This window comes from Janthinobacterium sp. CG3 (assembly GCF_000344615.1).
Taxonomy (GTDB): Bacteria; Pseudomonadota; Gammaproteobacteria; order Burkholderiales; family Burkholderiaceae_D; genus Janthinobacterium.
In genome coordinates, this window is the sequence record NZ_KB467824.1 from 1,361,512 (window position 1) to 1,384,386 (window position 22,875).

General features: G+C 65.6%; 19 protein-coding genes. 14 read left to right on the plus strand and 5 right to left on the minus strand.

The genetic code is table 11. The annotated features are described in order from the left end of the window. The first annotated feature begins 18 nt into the window (after nucleotides 1-18). Together JANGC3_RS0105830 and JANGC3_RS0105835 are read left to right on the plus strand one after the other, a co-directional pair. Nucleotides 19-1,500 (plus strand): MFS transporter, encoded by a 1,482-nt coding sequence (locus tag JANGC3_RS0105830; protein ID WP_026132606.1) that lies wholly within the window; start codon nucleotides 19-21, stop codon nucleotides 1,498-1,500. Continuing rightward, nucleotides 1,487-2,791 (plus strand): alginate export family protein, encoded by a 1,305-nt coding sequence (locus tag JANGC3_RS0105835; RefSeq protein WP_081611777.1) that lies wholly within the window; start codon nucleotides 1,487-1,489, stop codon nucleotides 2,789-2,791. Before JANGC3_RS0105830 ends, JANGC3_RS0105835 begins: the two co-directional genes overlap by 14 nt. A gap of 9 nt (nucleotides 2,792-2,800) precedes the next feature. Here the strand turns inward: JANGC3_RS0105835 and JANGC3_RS0105840 are convergent, their stop codons facing one another. Continuing rightward, nucleotides 2,801-3,760, minus strand: coding sequence for a LysR family transcriptional regulator (locus tag JANGC3_RS0105840; RefSeq protein ID WP_017875547.1), 960 nt, complete (start codon nucleotides 3,758-3,760; stop codon nucleotides 2,801-2,803). A gap of 116 nt (nucleotides 3,761-3,876) precedes the next feature. Here JANGC3_RS0105840 and JANGC3_RS0105845 point away from each other — a divergent pair, with 116 nt between their 5' ends. Genes JANGC3_RS0105845 through JANGC3_RS0105865 form a run of 5 tightly spaced genes read left to right on the plus strand, consistent with a single transcriptional unit; the run spans nucleotide 3,877 to nucleotide 8,539 of the window. Then, the gene (locus tag JANGC3_RS0105845) at nucleotides 3,877-4,992 is read left to right on the plus strand and encodes an aryl-sulfate sulfotransferase (RefSeq protein ID WP_017875548.1); all 1,116 of its coding nucleotides are present in this window, start codon (nucleotides 3,877-3,879) and stop codon (nucleotides 4,990-4,992) included. Beyond that, nucleotides 4,989-5,954, plus strand: coding sequence for an ABC transporter substrate-binding protein (locus JANGC3_RS0105850; RefSeq protein WP_017875549.1), 966 nt, complete (start codon nucleotides 4,989-4,991; stop codon nucleotides 5,952-5,954). Before JANGC3_RS0105845 ends, JANGC3_RS0105850 begins: the two co-directional genes overlap by 4 nt. Continuing rightward, the gene (locus JANGC3_RS0105855; RefSeq protein WP_017875550.1) at nucleotides 5,951-6,697 is read left to right on the plus strand and encodes an ABC transporter ATP-binding protein; all 747 of its coding nucleotides are present in this window, start codon (nucleotides 5,951-5,953) and stop codon (nucleotides 6,695-6,697) included. The genes JANGC3_RS0105850 and JANGC3_RS0105855 overlap by 4 nt, the downstream gene beginning before the upstream one ends. A gap of 10 nt (nucleotides 6,698-6,707) precedes the next feature. Then, nucleotides 6,708-7,508, plus strand: a complete 801-nt coding sequence (locus tag JANGC3_RS0105860; protein WP_035787547.1) for an ABC transporter permease — start codon at nucleotides 6,708-6,710, stop codon at nucleotides 7,506-7,508. Nucleotides 7,509-7,531: 23 nt separating this feature from the next. Continuing rightward, entirely contained in the window at nucleotides 7,532-8,539 is a 1,008-nt protein-coding gene (locus tag JANGC3_RS0105865) for a site-specific integrase (protein ID WP_017875552.1), read from the plus strand. 39 nt (nucleotides 8,540-8,578) lie between these two features. Here the strand turns inward: JANGC3_RS0105865 and JANGC3_RS0105870 are convergent, their stop codons facing one another. The 3 genes from JANGC3_RS0105870 to JANGC3_RS0105880 all read right to left on the minus strand — a co-directional run bounded on the left by JANGC3_RS0105870 (nucleotide 8,579) and on the right by JANGC3_RS0105880 (nucleotide 10,709). Continuing rightward, on the minus strand, nucleotides 8,579-9,073 hold the full coding sequence (locus tag JANGC3_RS0105870) for an arsinothricin resistance N-acetyltransferase ArsN1 family B (protein ID WP_017875553.1): 495 nt from the start codon (nucleotides 9,071-9,073) through the stop codon (nucleotides 8,579-8,581). A gap of 194 nt (nucleotides 9,074-9,267) precedes the next feature. Further along, nucleotides 9,268-10,047: an SDR family NAD(P)-dependent oxidoreductase gene (locus JANGC3_RS0105875; RefSeq protein ID WP_017875554.1), complete on the minus strand. Its 780-nt coding sequence runs from the start codon at nucleotides 10,045-10,047 to the stop codon at nucleotides 9,268-9,270. A gap of 77 nt (nucleotides 10,048-10,124) precedes the next feature. After that, a complete protein-coding gene (locus JANGC3_RS0105880) occupies nucleotides 10,125-10,709 on the minus strand; it encodes a TetR/AcrR family transcriptional regulator (RefSeq protein WP_026132608.1) in 585 nt (194 codons plus the stop codon). A gap of 281 nt (nucleotides 10,710-10,990) precedes the next feature. Between JANGC3_RS0105880 and JANGC3_RS30645 the strand changes: the two genes are divergently transcribed. The 7 genes from JANGC3_RS30645 (at nucleotide 10,991) to JANGC3_RS28520 (ending at nucleotide 22,392) form a co-directional block, all read left to right on the plus strand. Further along, on the plus strand, nucleotides 10,991-14,509 hold the full coding sequence (locus tag JANGC3_RS30645; RefSeq protein WP_017875556.1) for a response regulator: 3,519 nt from the start codon (nucleotides 10,991-10,993) through the stop codon (nucleotides 14,507-14,509). 240 nt (nucleotides 14,510-14,749) lie between these two features. Next, the gene (locus tag JANGC3_RS0105890) at nucleotides 14,750-17,536 is read left to right on the plus strand and encodes a xanthine dehydrogenase family protein molybdopterin-binding subunit (protein ID WP_017875557.1); all 2,787 of its coding nucleotides are present in this window, start codon (nucleotides 14,750-14,752) and stop codon (nucleotides 17,534-17,536) included. Then, nucleotides 17,533-18,072, plus strand: coding sequence for a (2Fe-2S)-binding protein (locus tag JANGC3_RS0105895; protein ID WP_017875558.1), 540 nt, complete (start codon nucleotides 17,533-17,535; stop codon nucleotides 18,070-18,072). The genes JANGC3_RS0105890 and JANGC3_RS0105895 overlap by 4 nt, the downstream gene beginning before the upstream one ends. 105 nt (nucleotides 18,073-18,177) lie before the next feature. Beyond that, complete coding sequence (locus tag JANGC3_RS0105900) at nucleotides 18,178-19,299, plus strand: ISAs1 family transposase (RefSeq protein ID WP_017875559.1); 1,122 nt, start codon at nucleotides 18,178-18,180, stop codon at nucleotides 19,297-19,299. Between the two features lie 57 nt (nucleotides 19,300-19,356). Beyond that, nucleotides 19,357-20,637 (plus strand): c-type cytochrome, encoded by a 1,281-nt coding sequence (locus JANGC3_RS0105905; RefSeq protein ID WP_017875560.1) that lies wholly within the window; start codon nucleotides 19,357-19,359, stop codon nucleotides 20,635-20,637. A 67-nt stretch (nucleotides 20,638-20,704) separates the two neighbouring features. Continuing rightward, on the plus strand, nucleotides 20,705-21,115 hold the full coding sequence (locus JANGC3_RS0105910; protein WP_051068230.1) for a TipAS antibiotic-recognition domain-containing protein: 411 nt from the start codon (nucleotides 20,705-20,707) through the stop codon (nucleotides 21,113-21,115). A 101-nt stretch (nucleotides 21,116-21,216) separates the two neighbouring features. Beyond that, nucleotides 21,217-22,392, plus strand: coding sequence for a trans-sulfuration enzyme family protein (locus tag JANGC3_RS28520; RefSeq protein WP_017875562.1), 1,176 nt, complete (start codon nucleotides 21,217-21,219; stop codon nucleotides 22,390-22,392). Nucleotides 22,393-22,437: 45 nt separating this feature from the next. Here JANGC3_RS28520 and JANGC3_RS0105920 read toward each other — a convergent pair whose 3' ends face one another. After that, nucleotides 22,438-22,812, minus strand: coding sequence for a hypothetical protein (locus JANGC3_RS0105920; protein WP_017875563.1), 375 nt, complete (start codon nucleotides 22,810-22,812; stop codon nucleotides 22,438-22,440). Nucleotides 22,813-22,875 lie beyond the last annotated feature (63 nt).

Consider the following 22,875-nt stretch of genomic DNA (forward strand, 5'->3'; position numbering starts at 1 on the left):
GTCAAATAAGCGGAGGTCATGTTGAAACCCATCAATGCAAAAACCGATGAGGTGCCAGAGGGAAGAGCGACACTCGCTCCCACGGTGCGCTGGGCGTTGGTCAGCCTTTCCCTATCCATGTTGCTCTCCTCGCTAGGCATCAGCATTGCCAATGTCGGTTTGCCGACGCTGGCGCAGGCGTTCAACGCCTCCTTCCAGCAGGTACAGTGGGTCGTGCTGGCCTATCTGCTCGCCGTCACCACCGTGATCGTCAGCGTTGGGCGGCTCGGCGACATCACCGGGCGCCGGCGCTTGCTGCTGGCCGGTATCGCTCTGTTCACGCTGGCCTCGGCGCTGTGCGGCTTCGCCCCCACGCTGCCCGTGCTGATTGCCGCCCGCGCGGTACAGGGCCTTGGCGCGGCCACCATGATGGCCCTCACCATGGCCTTCGTCGCCGAGACAGTACCGAAGGCAAGGACCGGTAGCGCCATGGGGCTGCTCGGCACCATGTCGGCGATTGGCACGGCGCTCGGTCCCACGCTCGGCGGCACGCTGATCGCCGCACTGGGTTGGCCGGCCATTTTCTTCATCAATGTGCCGCTGGGCATCGTGGCGCTGCTGCTCGCGCAGCGCTTCCTGCCGGATGACCGCCGCGCACCGAAGGCGCAGCGGCCCGGCTTCGACCATGTGGGTACGCTGCTGCTTGCGCTGACGCTGGTGGCCTATGCGCTTGCCATGACGACCGGGCGCGGTAGTTTCGGCGCCATCAACGTGGCGCTGCTGGCCGCCGCCGTCTGCGGCGTCGGCCTTTTCGTGCGCGCCGAGTCGACGGCCGCGTCGCCGCTGATCCGCCTGGCGATGTTCGGCAATCCGGTGCTGAGCGCGGGCTTCGCCATGAGCGCCCTGGTGACGACCGTGGTGATGGCGACGCTGGTGGTCGGCCCGTTCTACCTGTCCGGCGCGCTGGCGCTCGACACCGCCCGGGTCGGGCTGGTCATGTCGTCCGGTCCGATTGTCGCCGCACTGACGGGTGTGCCTGCCGGCCGCGCGGTCGACCGTTTTGGCGCGCGGCGCATGACTATTGCCGGGCTCGTCGCCATGGCGCTCGGTTGCGCCGTCCTGCCCATGCTGCCGACGCGCTTTGGCATTCCCGGATACATGGGCCCGCTCGTCGTCGTCACCGCCGGCTATGCGCTGTTCCAGGCTGCCAATAATACCGCCGTCATGACGGATATCCGCGCCGACCAGCGCGGCGTCGTATCCGGCTTGCTGAACCTGTCGCGCAATCTTGGGCTGCTCACCGGCGCGTCCGTGATGGGCGCCGTGTTCGCGCTCGCTTCGGCGACGGGCGACATGCTGGCGGCGCCGCCGGAGGCGCTTGCCAACGGCATGCGTATTACCTTCGCCGTTGCCGCCGCGCTCATCGTTGGCGCCCTCGCTATCGCCGCCTTTAGCCAGGCGCTGTCGCAGCGCGCCGCTGCGCCACAATGTGGCCGGGAGGACGCGAATGGCCCCCGGTAAATTCAGTGGCGCTGCGATCGTTCTGATGGTCTGGGCCGGTGCCGCCGCTGCCCAGAGCATCGCACCGAGCAAGGCGATGCCGCTCGGTGGCGGGGCATCCTTGAGCTTGAGCGCCGAGGCTCGCTTGCGCTACGACAGCTACGAGAATGGCCAATCGACGAGCGGCAACGATTATCGGCAAGGGTTGCTGCGCGGCGTTGCGGGCGCTGATTTTCGCTGGAACCCCGCCTTGCGCGTCTATGGCGAGCTCGCCACGGGCCAGGTGGCGGGCCGCCGCAACGCCGCTACCGCCAATTTTCAGAACGACGCTTCGTTGCAGCAATTATTCGTCGACACAAGGGGAAACCTCGGAGCGGCCGTGGTGGGCGTAGCGATCGGGCGCCAGGAGTTTGCCGACGGACCGCGACAACTGATTAGCTTGAGCGACGGTCCCAATCTCCATCGCAGCTGGAACGGCGCGCGTTTCTACGCCAACGGTGAGCAGGTTCGGGTAAACGTTTTCCAGCTACGCGCAACGCGGCTGCTGCGCGGCGCCTTCGACGAGGAGATCAATGGCGCCGAACGCCTGCGCGGAATCAATGCCAGTCTGGTCGTCGCATCCGGCGGCGGAGCCAACACCTATCTTGACCCGTTCTGGATTCACAGCGAAAACCCGCACTTGCGCTTCGCCGGCCGCGTCGGTCTGGATGACCGCGACACCGTCGGCGCGCGCCTGTGGGGCCAGCGGGGCGACTTGCGCTTCGACTGGACACTGGCGCACCAGAGCGGCAAACACGTGAATCGCGACCTCGATGCCTGGGGCCTGTTCGCGGTGCACAGCCTGGCGCTCTCTAACGAGGGCTGGAAGCCACGCCTGACGGCGCATATCGACCTCGCCTCCGGTGGCCGCGCCTCCGGCAGCGCCACGCTGAAGGGCTTCAACCAGCTCTATGCCAGTTCCAATTATCTCGGTGAGGGGCAGTTCCTCAGCCTGAGCAACCTGTTGATGCTTGCGCCGGGATTGGCCGTTTCGCCTACGCCACGGAGCCATCTCTCGGTCGAGTATGGCTTCGCGCGACGGCTGAAGGAGGGCGACGCGGCCTATGCAGGCGCAATGCGCGCCTATGCGGGTAGCCAGGACGTCCCGGGCCGCGAAATCGGCGGCCTGTTGCGCGCCGTCGGGACGTGGTCGGCCAGCGACCATTTGACCTTGTTCTTGAATGTTGAGCGCCTCGTGGCCGGCGACGTGCTCAAGCGCGCGCAATACCCGTCGGGCGGCTACGCCTATATCGGCGCGACCTGGCGGTATTGAAGTCCGTGTTTAAACAGCCAAGTTGTTAATCTCTATGCGGGCCGTTTTGGCGATGTCGAAATGCCGGTGGATGTCCTCGATGGCCAAGTCCATCGCCGCCACGAACATGCTCATCACCGCGGTCGTGCTGTAGCCGGCGCGCTGGTACAGGCAGGTATGCAAGTGGGCGCCGGAATCGACCAGCCCGCGCCACGCCAGCGTGCCGTTGGCCACCTCCAGCGCGACGTTCTCGGGAATCAGAAAGCCGACGGCCTTGCCGCGCGCCACCAGGGTACGCGCCATCGCCACCGAATTGGTCTCGACCACCGGGCGGCCGCGGCTGGCCAGGCGCGGCTCGATGTGGCTGGCAACGCTGCTCAATTCCATATCCTGTGCCATCAAGGCCAGCGGGTAGTCGAGGCAATCGCGCAGGCGCAGCGGCGTCGCTTGCGCCGCCAACGGATGGCCGGGCGCCGTCACCACGCCCAGCCGCTGGGGCCAGGCCCGCACTTCCACCACGCCTGGCGGTGGAACAGGACGCCGCAGGCAGTAGGCGACGTCGACCTCGCCGTTGGCGACCCAGCGCAGTAGCGTCTCGCCGTTGCCGGAGCGGACGTTGTAGCTGAGTCCGGGGTGGCTGTCCATCAGGCTGCCGATGATCTGGGGAATCAGGTTTTCGGCCGAGGAATGCGACACGCCGAGGTTGACGTGGCCGCGCCGCAATTGCCGCAAGTCCTCCACCTGGGCCAGCGCGTTGTCGAAGTCGCGCTGGCTGCGGCGCACCGCCGCCAGCATGATGTCGCCGGCGGAACTTAACTGCATGCCGCTCGGCACCCGGTCGAAAAGCGGCACGCCGACCATTTTTTCCAGGTTCAAAATCTGCTGGTTGACCGCCGCCGCCGTCAAATGCAGGGACACGGCTGCCTTGCGCACGGAACCGCGTTGGGCGACTTCATCGAAACAGCGAAAGGATTGGCAGATGGCGGGCATGGCTCGTGTCAGAAAATTTTTGACACTGTATCATAAATTATCAGCTATTCCTGACGCCGTGGCGGGACCTACAATTTGCCGGACACCTCATCCCACACCACAGCAGGAGTACGCAATTGAACAGCACCGTCGACCAAATTACCCAGCGCCGCCGCGGCGTCGGCTTGATTGCCCATGACGCCGCGCTCAGCGCCGGCGGCTACACGCTGATCGCGCCGCAGACCGACAACGGCAACGTCTACCTGATCGACATCGGCGGCAGTGTCGTCCATCAATGGAAAATGCCGCTGCGCCCGGGCCGGGCCGCCGTCATACTGCCGAACGGCAACATGGGCTATAACGGCAATCACGCCGACTCGGCGGAGCGCTACCCGGCATGGTCGTTGTGGCACGGCGGCGATTTTTCCGAAGTGACGCCGGACGGCGAGGTGCTTTGGCACTACCAAGACCCCAGCCACCACCACGACGCGCGCTGGCTCGCCAACGGCAATTTGCTGTACGCCGCCTGCGCGCCGTTGCCGCTGGAGTTCGCCGGGCGGCTCATTGGCGGCAGCGCGCTGGCCGAGGGCGCCAGCAGCTACGGCGACGTGATCCGCGAAGTCAACCGCGCCGGCCAGATCGTTTGGGAATGGAAGGCATGGGAGCATCTGGAACCGGGCGACTTTCCGATCGACCCGGGCTTCGCCCGCAGCCATTGGCCGCTGGTTAACGGACTTGACGTGACGGCGCAGGGTTTGGTGCTGATGAGTCTGCGCACAACGTCCGGCATCATTGGCGTCGACAAGGCCAGCGGCAAGCCGGCGCTGCACATTCCGGCCGGGGTGGTGTCGCACCAGCACGCGCCGCAGGCCCTGTCCAACGGGAATATCCTGACTTTTGACAACGGCAACTTCCGCGCCGGCAAACATGTGGCGTTTTCGCGCGTGCTGGAAATCGATCCGGCCAGCAACGCCGTGGTCTGGTCGTACACCGACGAACTGGTCAACGCCTTCTATTCCGCCTATATGGGTAGCGCCCAGCGCCTGCCCAACGGCAACACGCATATCACCGAGTCGGCCACCGGGCGCCTGTTCGAAGTCACCCCCGCCGGCGAGGTGGTCTGGGAGTACGTGATTCCCTGGTTCGCCGAATATCCGGACGAGGCGGCGCGCAAGTATGTGCCGGGGCGGCAAAACAGCGTGTTCCAGACCTTCCGCTACAGCCGCGAGCAACTGCCGTGGCTGGCCGTATGAAGCGGCTCGCCATCGCCATCGCCATGGCCGCCGGCGTGCTCGTCGGCGCCCCCGCCGCCGCGCAGCAGTTGGCACCGCCGCAGCAGGTCAAAATCCTGCTGAACTGGTTCGCGCAGCCGGACCATGCCGGTTATTGGCAGGCGCAACGGGACAAGCTGGGGCGCGCGGACGGCATCGCCATCAGCGTCGTGCAGGGCGGCCCGAAAATCCAGACCATCCCGCAGGTCGCCGCCGGCCAGGCCGAGTTTGGCATCGGCAATGCCGACGACGTGTTGCTGGCGCGGCTGCGCGGGGCGCCGGTGCGCGCCGTGTTCGCCCATCTCGACCATGTGCCGTATGCGCTGGTGTACCACGCCGGCGCGGCGGAGGCGTCGATCCAGCAGCTGCGCCAGCGCACCTTTTCGGTCAACATCGGCAGCGCCTACTGGGAATGGGCCAAGAAGCAATACCGGCTCGGCGCCACGCGCGACATTCCGGTAACGGGCGACTTGGGTCTGTTTCGCAGCGATACGAACATCGTGCAGCAAGGTTATTCGCTGTACTTACCGGCGCGCATGGCGGCCGCCGGCGTGCCGGTGCGCCAAATCAAGCTGGCGGCGCTGGGATACCGGCCCTACGCCGTGCTGTTTACCACCGATGCGATGATCAAGAACAATCCGGCGCTGGTCCGGGCCACCATCGCCGCGGTGCGGCAGGGTTGGAACACCTACCTGCGCCAGCCGGACGGCGTCAAGCCGATGCTCACGGCCATGAATCCGCAGATATCGCCGGCGCTCTACGATAGCGCCAGCAAGGAAATCCGCGCCACGCTGGCGCCGGCCGACCTCGGCCAACTCGGTTGCATGAGCCCGGCCCGCTGGCGCGAACTGGCCGCGCAACTGCGCAGTGTGCATTTCCTGCCGGCGGGCTTTGACGAGTCGCTGGCTTACGACCGCAGCTTCATTGCCGGATGCCCAACATGAGCGGCGGGGCGGAAATTGTCCTGTCGGGCATATCGAAGCGCTACGATAACGGCGTCGAGGCGCTCGCCGACATCGACATCACGCTGCGCGCCGGCAGCTTCACGTCCATCGTCGGCCCGTCCGGCTGCGGCAAGTCGAGCCTGCTGCGCATCGTCGCCGGCCTGGTCGCCCCCAGCAGCGGGCATTGCCGGCGCGGCGACGGTGCGCAGCCGGCGTTCGTCTTCCAGGAGGCGGCGCTGCTACCGTGGCGCAACGTCGAGCGCAACGCCCAATTACTGATGGAACTGGCGGCTTGCCGGCCCGAGCAGATGCGGCAACGCGTCGCCGAAGTGCTGCAACTGGTCGGACTGGCCGGTTTCGAACGGGCTTATCCGCACCAGTTATCGGGCGGCATGCGCATGCGCCTGTCGCTGGCGCGCGCGCTGGCCTTGCGGCCCGACCTGCTGTTGCTCGACGAGCCGCTGGCGGCGGTCGACGAGTTGACCCGCGACGTGCTGCAGGAAGAGTTGTCGCGGATGTGGCGGCAGGGCGGCTTTACCGGCGTGCTGGTGACCCACAATGTGCACGAGGCGGTCTACTTGTCGACCCGGGTGCTGGTGATGTCACCGCGACCCGGCCGCATCGTCGACGTGATCGACGTGCCGTTCCCGTTCCCGCGCGCGCCGGAGCTGCGCGCCACGCCGGCGTTCGCGCAATTGACGGGGCGGGTCAGCGCCGCCCTGCGCCAACCCACCACTATATAAGAAGGCGCCCATGCTCCACCGTCCCCCTTCCGCCGCCGCACTGGCCGCCCACGTTTTGCCGGCGCTAAGCGTGGCCGTGCTCGCCTTCGGGCTATGGCAACTACTCAGCAGCACCGTCTACCAGGGCAGGGGCTACCTGCTGCCCGCGCCGCTTGAGGTGGCGGCGGCGGTCGGCGAGCACGCCGGCGTGCTCGCTTCTGCAACCTTGGCGACGCTGAAGGAGGCGCTGTTCGGCTACGCGCTGGCCGTCGTGCTCGGCGTCGCGCTGGCCGCGCTGATGAGCCAGTCGCGTTTAATCGAGCGCAGCATCTATCCGTACGCGGTGCTGCTGCAAACCGTGCCGGTGGTGGCGGTCGCGCCCTTGATCGTCCTCTGGTGCGGCTACAACGAGCGCTCGGTGGTCTTGATCAGCCTGATCATGTCGTTGTTCCCCATCGTCAATAACACCTTGCTGGGGCTGCGCTCGACGTCGCGCAATCTGACCGAGCTGTTCGCACTGCACGGGGCCAGCCGCTGGACGGTGTTTCGCAAGCTGCGCCTGCCGGCGGCGCTGCCGCACACCATCGCCGGGCTGCGCATCTCGGCCGGGCTGTCGGTGGTCGGCGCCATCGTCGGCGAATTCATCATCGGCTCGGGCAACGAACAGGGCGGCCTGGGCGTGCAGATCGTCTTTGCCCAGGGACGGATGTATACCGCGCTGCTGTTTGCCGAGGTGATCGCGGCCACCATGCTGGGTTTCCTGTTGTTCGCCACGGTCAGCGGCGCCGGCCGCCTGCTGCTGCGGCATCGGGATGAACCCAGCGCCGCGTAGCTGGAATATGACAAAATGGCGGAATGCCGTCAAAATACCCGCCCCCAGTTTCCACCACCAGCCTGAACGTTCCGGTCAACACGGCGGCGCTGCCGGTTGACGCCGAGAGCGCCGCCCGCCACCGCGCTTTGCTGGCCGCCGCCACGTCGGACAACACCCGCCGCGCCTACCGCTCGGCGGTCCGGCATTTCCAGCGGTGGGGCGGCGCCTTGCCGAGCGACGAGGCCAGTCTGATCCGCTATCTGCTGGCCTGCGCCGGCGAACTCAATGCGCGCACCATCGCGTTGCGGCTGACGGCGCTGTCGCAGTGGCATGTGCAACAAGGCTTTGCCGACCCGGCCTCGACGCCGACGGTGCGCAAGACGCTGGCCGGCATCCGGCGCGTGCACGGCAAACCAAAACAGAAAGCCAAAGCGCTGCCGCTGGAAGACCTGGAATTGATCGTTGCGCAACTGGCCGGCCTCGACACCTTGAAAGCCAAGCGCGACAGCGCCTTGTTGCAGATCGCTTACTTTGGCGGCTTCCGGCGCAGCGAAATCGTCAGCCTCGACGTGTCGCATCTAGCGTGGGAGCGCGAGGGCCTAGTCATCACGCTGCCGCGCTCGAAAACCGACCAGCAAGGGGAGGGCATCGTCAAGGCGATACCGTTTGGCGACGGCGCCTGCTGCCCGGCCCGGGCGCTGCGGGTCTGGCTGGCGGCGGCCGGCATCGCATCGGGGCCGCTGTTTCGCCCGCTGAATCAATGGGGCCACTTGGGCGAACGCGCGCTTGGCGAAGGCAGTGTCAACGCCATCCTGGAAGCCGGCGCCACGCTGGCGCTGCTTGACTACGTGCCGCAACTGTCGAGCCACAGCCTGCGGCGCGGCATGGCCACCAGCGCGCACCGCGCCGGCGCCAGCTTTCGCGATATCAAGCGCCAGGGTGGCTGGCGCCACGACGGCACCGTCCACGGTTACATCGAGGAAGCCGCGCAATTCGAGGAAAACGCCGCGCTGAGCCTGTTGCGGCGGCGGCCGGTAAAAGTTGGCTGACATAGCCAAACCAAGGGCAAGGGCTTGCCGGCGACGTGCCTATTCCGTTTTTTGCAACAGCAGTTGCCAATAGCCGACGTCGATCCAGCGGTCGAATTTGCGGCCGACGTCCTTGAAATGGCCCACTTTTTCGAAGCCGAGTCTTTCATGCAGCGTCACGCTGGCGCTGTTCTCCAGGGAGATACCGCCCAGCACCGTATGGACCCCGAGAGTGCGCAGGCGTTCGATCAAGGTCTGGTACAGGCGCGCGCCGATTCCCAGTCCCGGGTGTCGGTGCGACACGTAAACCGTGCTTTCGACTGAAAACCGGTAGGCGCTGCGGGCCCGCCACGGCGTGGCGTAGGCGAAACCGGCGACGCGGCCGTCGTCCTCGCAGACATACCAGGGCAGGCTTGCGGACACATCTTTGATGCGTCGCGCCATTTCCTCGTCCTCGACCGGGACCTCCTCGAAGGTGATGGTGCTGGTGCGAACGTAATGGTTATAAATTGCACAAATGGCGGGCGCGTCGGCGGGGGTGGCAAGTCGAATCATGGCGTTGATTGGCGGCGGTCAGAGAGCGTTATGGCGATGGAACACCGCCGTGCCGGAGTGGCGAAATTGCTAATAGTTACAATAATAATACAACGACGAAAAACGTGGCGCAGCCCTGCCGAAGGTCGGCGCCACAGCGTTGCTTGGCAAACGCGGCGGCATCCGCGTCCGCCAAATGCTAGCGTCCAATCTACCTAATAGCTGTTGCGGCCCGCCATCACGCCGCCGTCGACGTCCCACACCGCGCCGGTGATCCAGGAGGCGTCATCCGACAGCAGGAAGGCGACGGCGCGCGCGACGTCCACCGGCGTGCCGATGCGGCCCAGCGGATGGAAGGAATTGAAACCCTGCAAGGCGGCGTGTACTTGCTCTTTCGCAATAAAAGCCTCGTAGACTGGCGTTTCCACCACCGCCGGCGAGACCGCGTTGACGCGGATGCCCTTGTCGGCAAGTTCCATCGCCGCGTGCTGGGTCAGCGCGTGGATGCCGGCCTTGGCCATGGAGTAAGCCGACGACGGCGTCGCCGCAATCGCTTGCTTGGCCCACATTGAGCCGATGTTGACGATCGCGCCCGGCTGCGCCGTCGCCACCAGGTTGGCGGCCACGGTTTGCGTGATGAAAAACAGGGCGCGGTTCAGCGCGTGATAGGTGTCGAAGTCGGCCGGCGTGTGCTCCAGATAAGGTTTCGGACTGAATACGCCGGCGGCGTTCACCAGCAGATTGACGTCGCGGTGCTCGCTGCGCAGCGCTGCCAGCAGACGGCTCAGGTCGGCGTCATTGGCCAGGTCGGCAAGCAGGGTCTCGACCCCGCCCAGTTCGGACAGCTCGGCGCGCGCCGCCGCCGCCTTGTCGGCGTTGCGCCCGACCAATACCACGGCGCCGCCGCCTTGCAGGACCAAGCGTGCCGTGGCCAAGCCGATGCCGCTGGTGCCGCCAACGACAAGTAATTTTTTCCCGGAAAAAATGCTGTTCATGATTTCTTTCTCTACCTACTAGTTGGTAGGATGTGAATGCAAAAAAATGCCGGCGCAAGCCGGCGGCTATGCCGGCCTTACGCCAGCAAATTCGAAATATAGGTCTGCCCGGCGGCGGCGGGGCTGCCGTCCGAGCCAAGTCCGCGCCCGACCAGCATCGCCCCTTCCAGCACGGCCAGCAGCGCGTAGGCTTGCTCTTGCGCACCGCCGCGCAGGCGCAAGGCGCCGGCCGCCGCGCCCAGTTCCATGGTCTTGACCAGCCAGGCCAGGTTGAACTGGAAAAAGCCGCGCACTTCCAGCGCCACGTCGGCCGACAGCGCGTCGGCTTCCGCGCCGAGAATGCCGCACAGGCACAAACGGCGCTCGTTTTGGTAGGTTTGCGCAAACAGTTCGGCGTAGGCCGACAGGCGCGCGCCGGCGTCCTGGTGGCGCGCGTCGATTTGTTCGAGCAGCGCGCCGAAGGTGTGGGCGTAACGCTGCACGACAATGCGCACCAGTTCGGCCTTGGTGGCGAAATGGTGGTGGATGCTCGGCTTCTTAATGCCGACTTCGCGGGCGATATCCTCGTACGAGAAGCCGTTGTAACCATGCTGCTGGATCAGCGCCTGGGCGACGTCGACCAACCGCTGCGCCGTTGCCGAGATGTCTGAAAAGTGCCTCATCGCTGCAGCTCCATGTTTTTTGCCCGTTCGGTCTATATACCGACTAGTTGGTAGGTAGTGTATGGACTTATCGCGCCGGTGTCAAGAAAACGCCGGCATTGTCCCGTGTACGGCTCAAACCAAGTGGGTAGATATTGACGAAGAGCATGGATCAGGGGTTACAAAGCGGCTGAGCAATGGTAATGTGTTAATTCCGACCACACACTACACGGTACGGGAATAATTTTGCCAAAAATAATGCCTCAGAAATCCACTATGCCGCAGATGTATCCACCCGCCCCATGAGAGTCGACTCCCTGCTCAAGTTGCGCAACCTGTTCCCCGTCGTCGCGGCGGCCGTGCTATTCGTGCTGCTGGTCATGTCCACCTTCGTCGCCCACGTCTTGATCAAAAGCCAGCAACGCTACTACGACAGCGCCGAGGAAACCTCGCGCAACCTGTCGATTGTGCTGGAAAACTTCCTGCACTCGCACTTCCAGGAGGTCGACCTGACGGTGCGCCGCGCCGCCGAGGAATTCCGCACGCTGCACCAGCAGGGCCGTTTCACCGACGCCGGTTTCAGCGCCTATCTGCGCTCGCTGAAGGAGCGCGTACCGGAGGCCCGCTCGATCCGCGGCTCGGACCGCGACGGCCTGGTGATCTACGGCGAGGACGTCGACCTGGCCAAGCCGCAAAGCCTGGTCATCCGCGAGTTTTTCCAGCGCGCCAAAACGGAGCGGGAGCTGATTTTCGGCGTGCCGGTCAAGTCGCGCATCACCGGCGAGTGGGTGTTGCCGGTCATGTACGCATTGACCTTGCCGGACGGCAGCTTCGGCGGCACCGTCTACGTCAATATCAACAGTGCGCGCATCACTGAATTGTTTTCGTCGCTGAATACCGGTGAACACGGCGTCATCACGCTGATCGATTCGCGTCGCCGCGCGCTGCACCGCTTTCCGGAAGCCAAAGGCGGGCCGCGCGCCGATGGCGTCGTCAAGCTGTCGCCGGCGACGCTGGCGGTGCTGGCGACGGGCCACCGCCGCGCGACCTACACGACCACCAGCGGCGTCGACGGTCAGCGTCGCGTCTACAGCCTGGGGAAGATCGGCAACTACCCGGTGAACGTGTTGGTCGGCCTGTCCGAGGCGGATTTCCTGGCGCCATGGCGCAAGGAAGTGCGCAACGCCGCTTTTTTCCTGGTCGTGCTGGTCGGGCTGGCCGTCGCCTTGTTGTTGGGCGTGCGCCTGGCGCTGCGGCGCCAGTACCAGGTGCTCGATCAACTGATGCAAAAAGACGCCGCGCTGAGCGGTTCGGTGTCCGCGCTGACCGAGTCCGAGACGCGCTGGCGCTCGCTCACCGAGGGCCTGCCGCAAATGGTCTGGACCGCCACGGCGCAGCGCCGCGTGGATTTCCTCAGCCACCACTGGCACGACTACACCGGTATCGGGTCGGCGCAACTGCTGGCCGGCGGCGGCTGGTCCGGCGCGGTCCACCCGGACGACCGCGGGCGGGTCGCCGCCGCCTGGGACGAGGCCGCCGCCGGCGCCGCCCAGTTCCGCTGCGACTGCCGGCTGCGCCGCCACGACGGCGCCTGGCGCGTGTTCGACAACTACGCCTTGCCGCAGAAGAACGCCGACGGCGCCGTCCTGTGCTGGGTCGGCAGCAGCACCGACATCACCGAAGCGCGCGAGGCGCACGACGCCTTGCTGGCGGCCAAGGAGCAAGCGCTGAGCGCCGGCCGGGCGAAATCGGAATTCGTCGCCAATATGAGCCACGAGATCCGCTCGCCGATGAACGCGGTGTTGGGCATGCTGCAACTGTTGCAACAAACGCTGCTCGACTACCGCCAGCGCGACTACGCCGCCAAGGCCGAGTCGGCCGCGCGCTCGCTGCTGGGCCTGCTCAACGACATCCTCGATTTTTCCAAGGTAGAGGCGGGCAAGCTGACGCTCGACCCGCACCCGTTCAGCATAGACAAGCTGCTGCGCGACCTGGCGGTGGTACTGTCGGCCAACGTCAGCGGCAAGGATATCGAGGTGCTGTTCCGCATCGACCCGGCGCTGCCGGACTGGGTCGTCGGCGACGGCCTGCGCCTGCAGCAGGTGCTGTTGAACCTGGCCGGCAACGCCATCAAATTCACCGAGCGCGGCGAAGTGCTGCTGTCGGTGCAACTGCTGGGGCGCGGCGACGCCGGCCTGTCGATCGGCTTCGCGCTGCGCGACACCGGCATCGGCATCTCGGCCGAACATTGCCAGCGTATCTTCGACGGCTTTTCGCAGGCCGAGGCGTCGACCGCGCGGCGCTACGGCGGCACCGGACTGGGCTTGGCCATCAGCCAGCGCCTGGTGCGCTTGATGGGCGGCACCCTGCGCGTTGAGAGCGTGGCGGGGCAGGGCAGCACCTTTGACTTCGCCCTCGACTGCCAGCCGGCCGAGGCCCCCGAGCCGGCCGAGGCGGTCGACCCGGCCATGCTCAAGCGGCTCGACTGCCTGGTGGTGGACGACAATCCCTGCGCCCGCCAGGTGCTGACGGAAATGGCCGGCTCCTTCGGCTGGCGCGTCGACGCGGTCGAGGACGGCTACGCCGCGCTGGGCGCGGTGGCCGGGCGCGGCGCCGAACGGCCCTACGACGTCGTCATCGTCGACTGGCGCATGCCGATGCTGGACGGCTGGGAAACCAGCAAGCGCATCCGCCAACTGACGCCGGCGCACACCACCCCGCTGATCGTCATGGTGACCGGCCACGACCGCGAAGTGCTGGCGCAAAGGCAAGACCAGCTCAGCCTGGTGCTGGACGGCGTGCTGGTGAAGCCGGTGACGGCGTCGATGCTGTTCGACGTCGTCGCCGACGCCAAGCTGGGCCGACGCCAGTTCGACCGCACCGGGCCGGTGCCGTCGGCGCAGCCGCTGGCGGGGCTGCGGCTGCTGCTGGTGGAAGACAACCCGAGCAACCAACAAGTGGCCTACGAGCTGCTGAGCAACGAGGGCGCGCAGGTCAGCGTCTGCGGCGGCGGCCAGGCCGCCATCGACGCGCTGCAACGGGGCGGGCCGGCCATGGACGCGATCCTGATGGACATCCAAATGCCGGACATGGACGGCTACGCCGCCACCCGCGCCATCCGCGACCTGTTGGGCGCCCAGGCGCCGCCGGTCATCGCCATGGCGGCCAACGCCATGGCGGCCGACCGCGTCGCGGCACTGGCGGCGGGCATGGTCGACCACGTCGGCAAACCGTTCGACCTGGGGCAACTGAGCGACGTGATCCTGCGCCACGTGCGGCGCCGCGATGGCGTTGCCGCCGCCGCCGCGCCGGCGGTCGGGGCCGTTATCGACCCGGTATTCAAACCATTTTTCGAGCATGTTGAAAGCTTTGAACCATTCGTGCCATTCGACCGGGCCGAACCGGCGCAGCCGGCAACGCCGGAAGCGGACGAGGGGATAGCGCTGAACAGCGCGGCGGCCGTGCGCCGCATGGCCGGCAACACCAAGGTGTATTTAATAGCGCTGCGCAGCTTCGCCGGCGAAGCCCGGCGGCACGCCGAACTGCTCGCGGCGGCAACGTCCGCGCAACAATCCGCCGCCGCGCTGCCCCTGCTGCACACATTGAAAGGGCTGGCCGGCACGGTGGGCGCCGAACAACTGGCCGGTCTGGCCGGGCACGCCGAACACGCCTTGCGCAGCGCCGACGACGACGCCGTCCGCTGGGCGGCGGTCGGCGCGGTGCTGGCGGCGTGCCCGCCGGCCGCCGACGCCGTCGATAAACTCGTCGCCAGGTTCGCGGCCGCCGCGTATGCGTCCGAGCTGGCGAGCCGGCAACGCTGACGATCAAGCCCCGGGGGGCTCCCCCCCCGGGTGTGCGCCGTTGCTTCTAAGCCAACCAGCGGCGTTCAACATACGCTTGCACGGCGCCCGTCATCCCGCCGCACTCACCAAATCGCCACGCTTTCCATCCGCGACTCAGCTAAAACAGCAACATCGATTGACGAAAACTCGTTCCTCTGTTCAACTGTTTAACGCAGGCAAGATTCTTCAACCATGGCTTGCCGAACCGGGGAGTATGAAATGGTGAAAGCAGAACTGTCGCGCCGCACTTTCCTGAAAGCGGGCGTGGTCGCCGGCGTCGCGGTGTATGTGGCGCCGTTCGGCGGCGAAGCCTTCGCCGCGCTGTTCGAGGAAAAGATCCTCACGCCGATCGCCTGGGACGGCAAAAACGGCCAAGTCAAATTCCGCATCGACGGCATCGCCAAGGTCAGCGGCGCCAAAGTGTTCGCCCGCGACATCCGCGCCCGCGACATGCCGCACTGGCCGCAGCAACAATCGCACGCCTTCATGCTGCGCACCACCAAGGCCGACCGCAGCTACGACGGCTTCGACCTGGCCCTGCTGGGCGCGGACTTGCAACCGGACCGGGTGGTGACGGCGGAAGACCTGGCCCGCGACGGCGTCGAATTCCCGGCATTCTACGGCAGCGACATGCTGCTGCCGGTGGGGAAAACCCCGGCCTACCTGGGGCAGGCGGTCGCCATCCTGATCTTCCACGACTTCGCCCGCTTCCGCTTCGCCAAGGACGCGCTGCAATTCAAGGACGGCGTGATCCGCTACGGCGCGCCGACGCCGCCGCTTGCGCGCGATCCCTGGGGTACCTTCCGCTTCGTGCGGATCGGCGGCGCCAGCCCGGCCGACGAGGACACCTTCTCCAGCCTGAAGAACGCCATGGTGTTCCCCAGCATGATGCGCAAGCAGCAACCGGTCTGGCCGGACGGCGTCGAACACGGCAAGCTTGGCGAACAAGGCATGTTCTACGCCAAGCAGATCAAGGACGAACTCGACAAGCCACCGGCCAACTGGCTGGTGCTCGAACGCGACTACAGCACCCAGTCGGTCGACACGGCGGCGCTGGAACCGGACAACGCCAACTGCTGGTACGACGGCGCCAGCCAGACGCTGCACATGGTGGTGCCGACGCAGTCGCCGCAAGAGGTAGTGGAGAGCACGATAGAAATGCTCAAAAAGGGTAAATTCCCCCTCAAGAAGCTTTTTCTACATCCATGTTACACCGTCGGCTATGGCTCCAAGGACCACTATAATTTCCCCTTCTACGGCCTGTTGACGGCGCTCTACACGGACGGCAAACCGGTGCGCCTGGCCAACGACCGCTACGAGCAATTCCAAAGCGCCATCAAACGCCACGCCTTCCAACTGCGCTACCGCATCGCGGTCGACCGCGACAGCGGCTTGCTGCAATCGTTCCAGGGCAGCTTCGAGGCCAACGGCGGCGGGCGTTGCAATTTTTCGCCGTCGGTGGCGATGGTTGCGGCGACGTCGGCGCAGTCGATCTATTATTTCCCCAAGAACGATTTCACGGCCGTGGCGATTGCCTCGCGCGCGGTCGACGCCGGCTCGGCGCGCGGCTACGGGACGCTGCAAAGCATGGCCGCGACCGAAATGATGATCGACGAGTTCGCCGCCAAACTGGGCCTGGACGCGATTGATTTCCGCCTCAAAAACGCGTTGCGCTCGGGCATGAAAAACAGCCAGGGGGCGATCCCCGCCGGCGCCGTGCGGGTCGACGAGGTGTTGCAAAAAGCCCGAGTCCATCCACTGTGGACCGGCCGCGCCAAGCAAAAACTCGCCTTCGAGGCGGCCAACCCCGGTAAGCGCTACGGCGTTGGCTTCGCCTGCGTGCAAAAAGACTTCGGCACCGGCGCCGAAAGCTCCTTCGCCAAGGTCGAGGTCGGCGCCGACGGCGCCGTCGCGCTGTGGCACAGCGGCACCGAGATCGGCACCGGCATGTCGACCTCCCAGGCCATCGCCTGCGCCAAGTGGCTGGGCAAGCCGGCCGGCGCGGTCCAAACCTCGATCGTCGAGTGGCCCGACCTGCCGGTGCAAAGCAGCGGCGACCCGTATATGTTGAGCCAGCCCGAGCAAGACAAGCTGGCGGCCAATCCGCGCTGGTCGCCGACCTATTCGTCGCCGGCCAGCGCCACCAACTCGGCCTATTACTTCACGCACAGCACGCGCGAGGCGGCCCGCGCGGTGTTCATGTACGGCCTGTGGCCGGCGGCGCTGGCGATCTGGAGCCAGGGCATCGGCGGCGGCCAGGCGGCGCCGCTGGTGTTGCGGGTCGAGGACGCGCGCTGGGTCGACGGCAAACTGTCGGCCGGCGGGCTGCAGGCTTTGCCGCTGGAGCAACTGGCCGCCAAGGCGCACGCGCTGGGTCTGGTGACCGGCGCGGTGGTGCACGTGTTTAACCGCTGGCAATGGACCGAAGCCGAGTTCGACGTCGGCGGCGCCGTTGTGCGCCTGCCGGTGGACGGCTTGTCGCTGCGCTACGGCGGCGCCTACCGCGTGCTCGACCGCAAGCGCGTCTTCATGCCGCCGGTGCAGCGCAACAACGCCGGCGTCACCTATTACAGCGCCGTCGGCACCCTGGTCGAACTGGCGGTACATGAGGCCAGCGGCAAAGTCGACTTGCTCAGCCACCACTCGATCATGGAATGCGGCAGCATGTTGTCGCCGCAACTGGTGTCGGGCCAGTTGCAGGGCGGCTTGGCGATGGGCATCGGCCACGCGCTGCACGAATTCCTACCGCTGTACGAGGACGGCCCCGGTGACGGCACCTGGAACTTCAACCGCTACCATGTGCCGCGCGCCAGCGACGTCGCCGTGTGGAAGCAAAGCGCCGACGTGCTGCCGCCGCTGACCGACACCGACCCGCCCAAAGGCATCGCCGAAGTCGTCATGATCCCGGTGGTCGGCGCCATCGTCAACGGCATCGCCCACGCCATCGGCCACCGCTTCACGGCCTTGCCGGTGACGCCACAACACATCCAGGAGGTGCTGGCATGAGCATCCATAGCAAACCCCTCAGCCTGCAAATCAACGGCAAGCCGGTCGGTCCGGTGTCGGTGCCCGAAGGCTTGATGATGATTGACTTTCTGCACGAATACCTCGACCTGACCGGTTCGCGTCTGGGCTGCGGCCAAGGCATCTGCCACGCCTGCGTGGTAATTCTCGACAAGCCGGACGGGACCAGCGAGGAGGTGCGTTCCTGCATCACCGGCGCCCACTTCTTCGACGCGAAGAAGGTAAGGACCGTGGAAGGGCACGCGCGCCGCAACGACAAGGGCGAGGTGGTGGCGCTGTCGCCGGTCCAGCAAAAGTTCCTGGAGCATTACAGCTTCCAGTGCGGCTACTGCACGCCCGGCTTCGTCAACGCCGCCACGGTGTTGCTGGAGCGGCTCAAGCGCGCGCCGGTGGCCAGGGACCAGGTCGAGCACGCCATCACCGCGGCGCTGGACCCGCACATATGCCGCTGCACCGGCTATGTGCGCTACTTCGAGGCCGTCAAGGAAGTGGTGCTGGGCACCAGGGCGATTGCATGAAGGCGGAGCCGAGGCGATGAGCACAGCTTGTAGGTATCGCTTGTAAACTCTTTGAAAAAGGCGTTTACTCTCGATATTTGGGCGAGAAAAATGACAATCGGACCGATGTCGCTGCTGGAAGCATTCGATGAATTACGCGATCCGCGCGCGCGCGAGTGCGCATATCAACTGGACGAATTGCTGCTGGCCGCGATCTGCGCCGTCATCAGTGGAGCGGAAAGCTGGACCACGGTTGTGGAATGGAGCGAAATGAAGCTCGAGTGGCTGCGTCAGTACCGGCCGTTCGCCAATGGCATCGCCTCGCACGACACCTTCGGACGCGTTTTTTCCCTGCTTGACGCGAAGCAGTTCGAATCGTGTTTTGTACGCTGGATGGGCGCACTGTGTCCGTCGCTTGAAGGGCAGCACATTGCCATCGATGGCAAATGCGTGCGTGGTTCACACGATGGCAAACAGAGCGCCATTCATCTGGTGTCGGCGTGGAGCAGCGCGAGCGGCGTCACACTTGGGCAGGTTCGGACCGCCGACAAGAGCAACGAGATCACCGCGATACCGGAATTATTGGATACCCTGGACGTCAAAGGCGCCATCATCACAATCGACGCGATGGGGTGCCAGCGCGACATCGCCGCCAAGATCGTTGCCAACGGCGCCGACTATGTTCTGGGTGTGAAGGACAACCAGCCCGTCTTGGCCGAAGCCGTCAAGCTGTGGTTCGACGCCGCCGACGCAGGCAAGATGGATCGTCCATTCTGGGAGCACATCCAGACCGAAAAAGATCACGGACGGATCGAAACCCGGCGCTGCCTTGTCACCAACGACATCGCTTGGCTCGTTCAGCAAAAACAGCATTGGAGCGGGCTGCAAAGCCTCATCATGATCGAGTCGACGCGCGAAATCATCGGGCGAAACAGCACCGGAACAGCCAGCGTTGAACGCCGCTATTACATCAGCAGCTTGCCGGCCAAGGCTGCAATGTTGGGCAAAACAGTACGGGCGCACTGGGGCATCGAAAACAGCATGCATTGGGTGCTGGACGTCGCATTTCGCGAGGACGGCTGCCGCGTGCGCGTTGGCGACGCGGCGCAAAATTTCGCCATCCTGCGCCGCATTGCCCTCAACCTGCTGAAGAACGAGAAAACGACGAAGCTCGGCGTCGCCTCCAAGCGCCTAAAGGCGGGCTGGAACGCCGACTACCTTGGCAAGGTGTTGGGCCTGGCCATCTGATCCTTCATGCAATCGCCCTGTGCTGGGCACGCCCGGGCTGGTGAAGGAGTCCAAGTGATGGGAAAATTGCTCTATATACGGGCGCTGGCCGGCGCTGTCGCCGTCGCCGCGCTGGGCGGCGCGCTGTTGTCCGGCTGCGAACGGCCGGCGGTGGCCGCGGCCGCCGCGCCGACGGCGGCCAGTGCCGGTGGCGCCGAGCAGCTCAAGCGCGGCCGCTACCTGGCCAAGGCGGCCGACTGCGCCGCCTGCCACACCAGCGCGGGCGGCGCGCCGTTCGCCGGCGGCGTCGAGCTGAAGTCGCCGTTCGGCACCTTTTACGGCACCAACATCACGCCGGACAAGGAAAACGGCATCGGCAAATGGAGCGCCGCCGAGTTCTACCGCGCCTTGCACGACGGCGTTACGCCGGACAAGCACCTGTATCCGGCCATGCCCTACACCTCGTACCGCTCGATGACGCGGGAAGACAGCGACGCCATCTACGCCTACCTGATGCAAACCCGGCCGGTGGCGCTGAAAAGCAGGGACGCCGACCTGAGTTTCCCGTACAACATGCGCTTTGGCGTGCGCTTCTGGAACATGCTGTTCCTCGAGGACAGCCTGCCCGACGCCTCCATCGGCGCCTCGGCCGCCTGGCAGCGCGGCCGCTACCTGAACAACACCCTGGGCCATTGCGCCGAATGCCACACGCCGCGCGGCATGCTGGGCCAGCTGGACTTGTCGAAAACGCTGAGCGGCAACGTGCTGGCGCGCATCGGCGCACCCGACATTACGCCGGCCGGCCTGGCCGCCGCCGGCTGGACCGGGCCCGACCTGGCCTCCTTCCTCGGCACCGGCGTCGCGCCGCAGGGCTCGGCGTACGGCGAAATGTTCGCCGTGGTCCACCTGAGCACGCAGTACCTGGTGCCGGCCGACCTCGCCGCGATGACCACCTACTTGCTCGGTGACAAGCCGTTGGCGCCGCAAGCGCTGAAGCCGGTGGCGGTGGCGGCGGCCGAGCTGGACGCCGGCCGGAACCACTATATCGCCGTGTGCGCCGGCTGCCACGCGGTTGACGGCGGCGGCAAGCCGCACGTCGCCGTCGCCATGCGCGGCAACACCACCGTGCGCAGCGCCGACCCGCACAATTTGATCGCCGTGATACTCGACGGCATCGAGGCGCAACACTTCGGCGCCAAGGAGAATATGCAGGACATGCCCGGCTTCGCCGGCACGCTGAGCGACAAAGACATTGCCGACCTGAGCAATTTCATGCGCATGAGTTGGGGCGGGCAGGGCGCCAAGGTCAGCGAGGGCCAGGTGACAGCCTTGCGTGCGCAGGCCGGGGGCCACCACTAGGCCACAAATAGGTAGACATCCGTTTCCACTGTGGGTAAGCTGCGCGGTTTGCTATCTGAATAATATTATGGAATTGAAACCAGTGGGCGTAAATGAACTCGATTTGGCGTATCAGGAAATCTGCCGCAGCGCGTTGAATGCCGAACAAACCAGGAGCCTGGCCGAAACGGATCATTGGAAACACGTCGACCGCGGCCAGGTCCACGCGGACTGGGACGCCCTCTACAAACGGATTTCGCCATTGATCGGCAGCGCCAGCCCCGCCGACGCCGCGGTGCAGGCACTGCTTCACGAGCACTACCAGATTGCTTGCCGTTTTTACACGCCGAGCAAACTGGCCTACATTGGCATGGCCCTGTTCTACGACGAAAATCCCGCGATGAAGGAGTTCCACAACGCCTACCATCCACAAATGGTGGCGTTTTTGGGCGCTGCGATGCTGGTCTACGCGGAACAGAAATTGTCTGCGTCGGCATAATCGTCGCGTCGCCTCATGGCGATTCGGCGATATGTTTTGGCATCCGAGTTCCAACCTGCCGATTTATGATCGGGTTACTCACAAACAGGAAGGACATCGCCATGCATATCAACACCGCCTTAATTCATCTTGGCCGAGACAGCGCCGCGGCGGCCAACGCCGTCAATCCGCCACTGGTGCGCGCATCGACCGTCGCGTTCGGCACGCTGCGCGAGTTCAAACAATCCTACCAGGGGTTGGTGTTCGACACGCCGCGTTACGGACGCTCCGGCACGCCAACCACCTTCGAGTTGCAAAGAGCGATGGCGAAGCTGTGCGGCGCGGAAACCTGCCTGGCCACCGCCAGCGGCTTGGCGGCGCTCACCGCCGTGCTCAGCGCGCATGCCGGCCCTAAGCAACACTTGTTGGTAAGCGAGGGCGTATACGGCCCGGCCCGTGTCTTTTGCGAAGAAGTGCTGGCCGGGACCGGTTGCCGCGTCGAATTTTTCCCTGCGCAGGCCGATATCGGCGCACTGCTGCGCGACAACACTAGCCTTGTGCTGATCGAAACCCCGGCCTCGCTGACCATGGAGATGCTCGATGTGCGCGCCATTTGCGCCGCGGCCCACGCCCGGAAGGTGCCGGTGGCGGCCGACTCAACCTGGGGCACGCCGCTGTTTTTCGACGCCCACAAGCTTGGCGTCGACATCTCCATCCACGCCGCGACGAAGTATATCGGCGGACATTCGGACTTGATGCTGGGATTGATCACCGGTTCATTGACGGCGCTGGCCGCCACCCGCGCGTACTGCGACCGCAGCGGCGGCCACGCGGCGCCCGATGTGTGCTGGCTGGCACTGCGCGGTCTGCGCACGCTGGGCCTACGCATGCAACGCCACCAGGAATCGGCCATGTCGCTGGCCCTGTGGTTGCAATCGCATGCCGCGGTGCGCCGCGTGCTGTATCCCGCGCTGCCGTCCAATCCCGGGCACGAATTATGGCGCCAGCAATTTTCCGGCGCGGCCGGGCCGTTCACGTTTGAGCTGAACCGGTGCGACGAAGCGCAGTTCGAACGTTTTATCGACGGGCTTCGGCTGTTTACGCTGGGAACCAGCTGGGGTGGTTTTGAAAGCCTCGTCATGCCGGCGCTGTCGCATCGGCTGCGGGCGCAGGAGGCGTTGCCGGACGATGGCCGCCTGGTCAGAATCCATGTCGGTCTGGAAGATGCGCGCGACCTGCGCGAGGATTTGGCGCAAGCCTTTGAGAAGGCAGCGATGCCTTCCGCGCGAGCCGGATAATCGCCGCCGATTGCCCGGCGGCGCGCGGCGGGATCATTCGGGCATTTACTTCACCGAAAAGCGCACGTTGGCGGTTTTCTTGTCGGCAAACGCGATCGCCGCCACGGCCTTGGCGCCGGCGACCAGCCCGGCGTTGCCTTTGACAAGCAGCGTGTTGCCGCCGCCCGGTTCCAGCGGCAATTCGGTTTTCTGTCCGCCTTTGAGCACCGTCAGCGTGCCGGTCGCGCCGGCCGTTGGCAGGTCCTTGCCGTGGTCGCCGATATAAATCGTGGTCTTGCCGTCCTTGTCGACCAGCTCGTAGGTCAAGTCGTTGGCGCTTTGCACGATGCCGCCGTGCTTGGCCTTGGCGCCGTGGGCCAACGCTTGCCCGGACAGGGCGACGGCGGCGGCCAGTGCCGCCAGTGTTAACAGTTTTTTCATTGCAATCTCCAATTATGCGGCGGCGGGGGCTTGTGACAGGGGCGCCGCCGCGACCACCCCGAT

Coding starts and splice junctions, on each gene's coding strand:
- JANGC3_RS0105830 (WP_026132606.1), top strand. CDS start 19: ATGTTGAAACCCATCAATGCAAAAACCGATGAGGTGCCAGAGGGAAGA.
- JANGC3_RS0105835 (WP_081611777.1), top strand. CDS start 1,487: ATGGCCCCCGGTAAATTCAGTGGCGCTGCGATCGTTCTGATGGTCTGG.
- JANGC3_RS0105840 (WP_017875547.1), bottom strand. CDS start 3,760: ATGCCCGCCATCTGCCAATCCTTTCGCTGTTTCGATGAAGTCGCCCAA.
- JANGC3_RS0105850 (WP_017875549.1), top strand. CDS start 4,989: ATGAAGCGGCTCGCCATCGCCATCGCCATGGCCGCCGGCGTGCTCGTC.
- JANGC3_RS0105855 (WP_017875550.1), top strand. CDS start 5,951: ATGAGCGGCGGGGCGGAAATTGTCCTGTCGGGCATATCGAAGCGCTAC.
- JANGC3_RS0105860 (WP_035787547.1), top strand. CDS start 6,708: ATGCTCCACCGTCCCCCTTCCGCCGCCGCACTGGCCGCCCACGTTTTG.
- JANGC3_RS0105865 (WP_017875552.1), top strand. CDS start 7,532: ATGCCGTCAAAATACCCGCCCCCAGTTTCCACCACCAGCCTGAACGTT.
- JANGC3_RS0105870 (WP_017875553.1), bottom strand. CDS start 9,073: ATGATTCGACTTGCCACCCCCGCCGACGCGCCCGCCATTTGTGCAATT.
- JANGC3_RS0105875 (WP_017875554.1), bottom strand. CDS start 10,047: ATGAACAGCATTTTTTCCGGGAAAAAATTACTTGTCGTTGGCGGCACC.
- JANGC3_RS0105880 (WP_026132608.1), bottom strand. CDS start 10,709: ATGAGGCACTTTTCAGACATCTCGGCAACGGCGCAGCGGTTGGTCGAC.
- JANGC3_RS30645 (WP_017875556.1), top strand. CDS start 10,991: ATGAGAGTCGACTCCCTGCTCAAGTTGCGCAACCTGTTCCCCGTCGTC.
- JANGC3_RS0105890 (WP_017875557.1), top strand. CDS start 14,750: ATGGTGAAAGCAGAACTGTCGCGCCGCACTTTCCTGAAAGCGGGCGTG.
- JANGC3_RS0105895 (WP_017875558.1), top strand. CDS start 17,533: ATGAGCATCCATAGCAAACCCCTCAGCCTGCAAATCAACGGCAAGCCG.
- JANGC3_RS0105900 (WP_017875559.1), top strand. CDS start 18,178: ATGTCGCTGCTGGAAGCATTCGATGAATTACGCGATCCGCGCGCGCGC.
- JANGC3_RS0105905 (WP_017875560.1), top strand. CDS start 19,357: ATGGGAAAATTGCTCTATATACGGGCGCTGGCCGGCGCTGTCGCCGTC.
- JANGC3_RS0105910 (WP_051068230.1), top strand. CDS start 20,705: ATGGAATTGAAACCAGTGGGCGTAAATGAACTCGATTTGGCGTATCAG.
- JANGC3_RS28520 (WP_017875562.1), top strand. CDS start 21,217: ATGCATATCAACACCGCCTTAATTCATCTTGGCCGAGACAGCGCCGCG.
- JANGC3_RS0105920 (WP_017875563.1), bottom strand. CDS start 22,812: ATGAAAAAACTGTTAACACTGGCGGCACTGGCCGCCGCCGTCGCCCTG.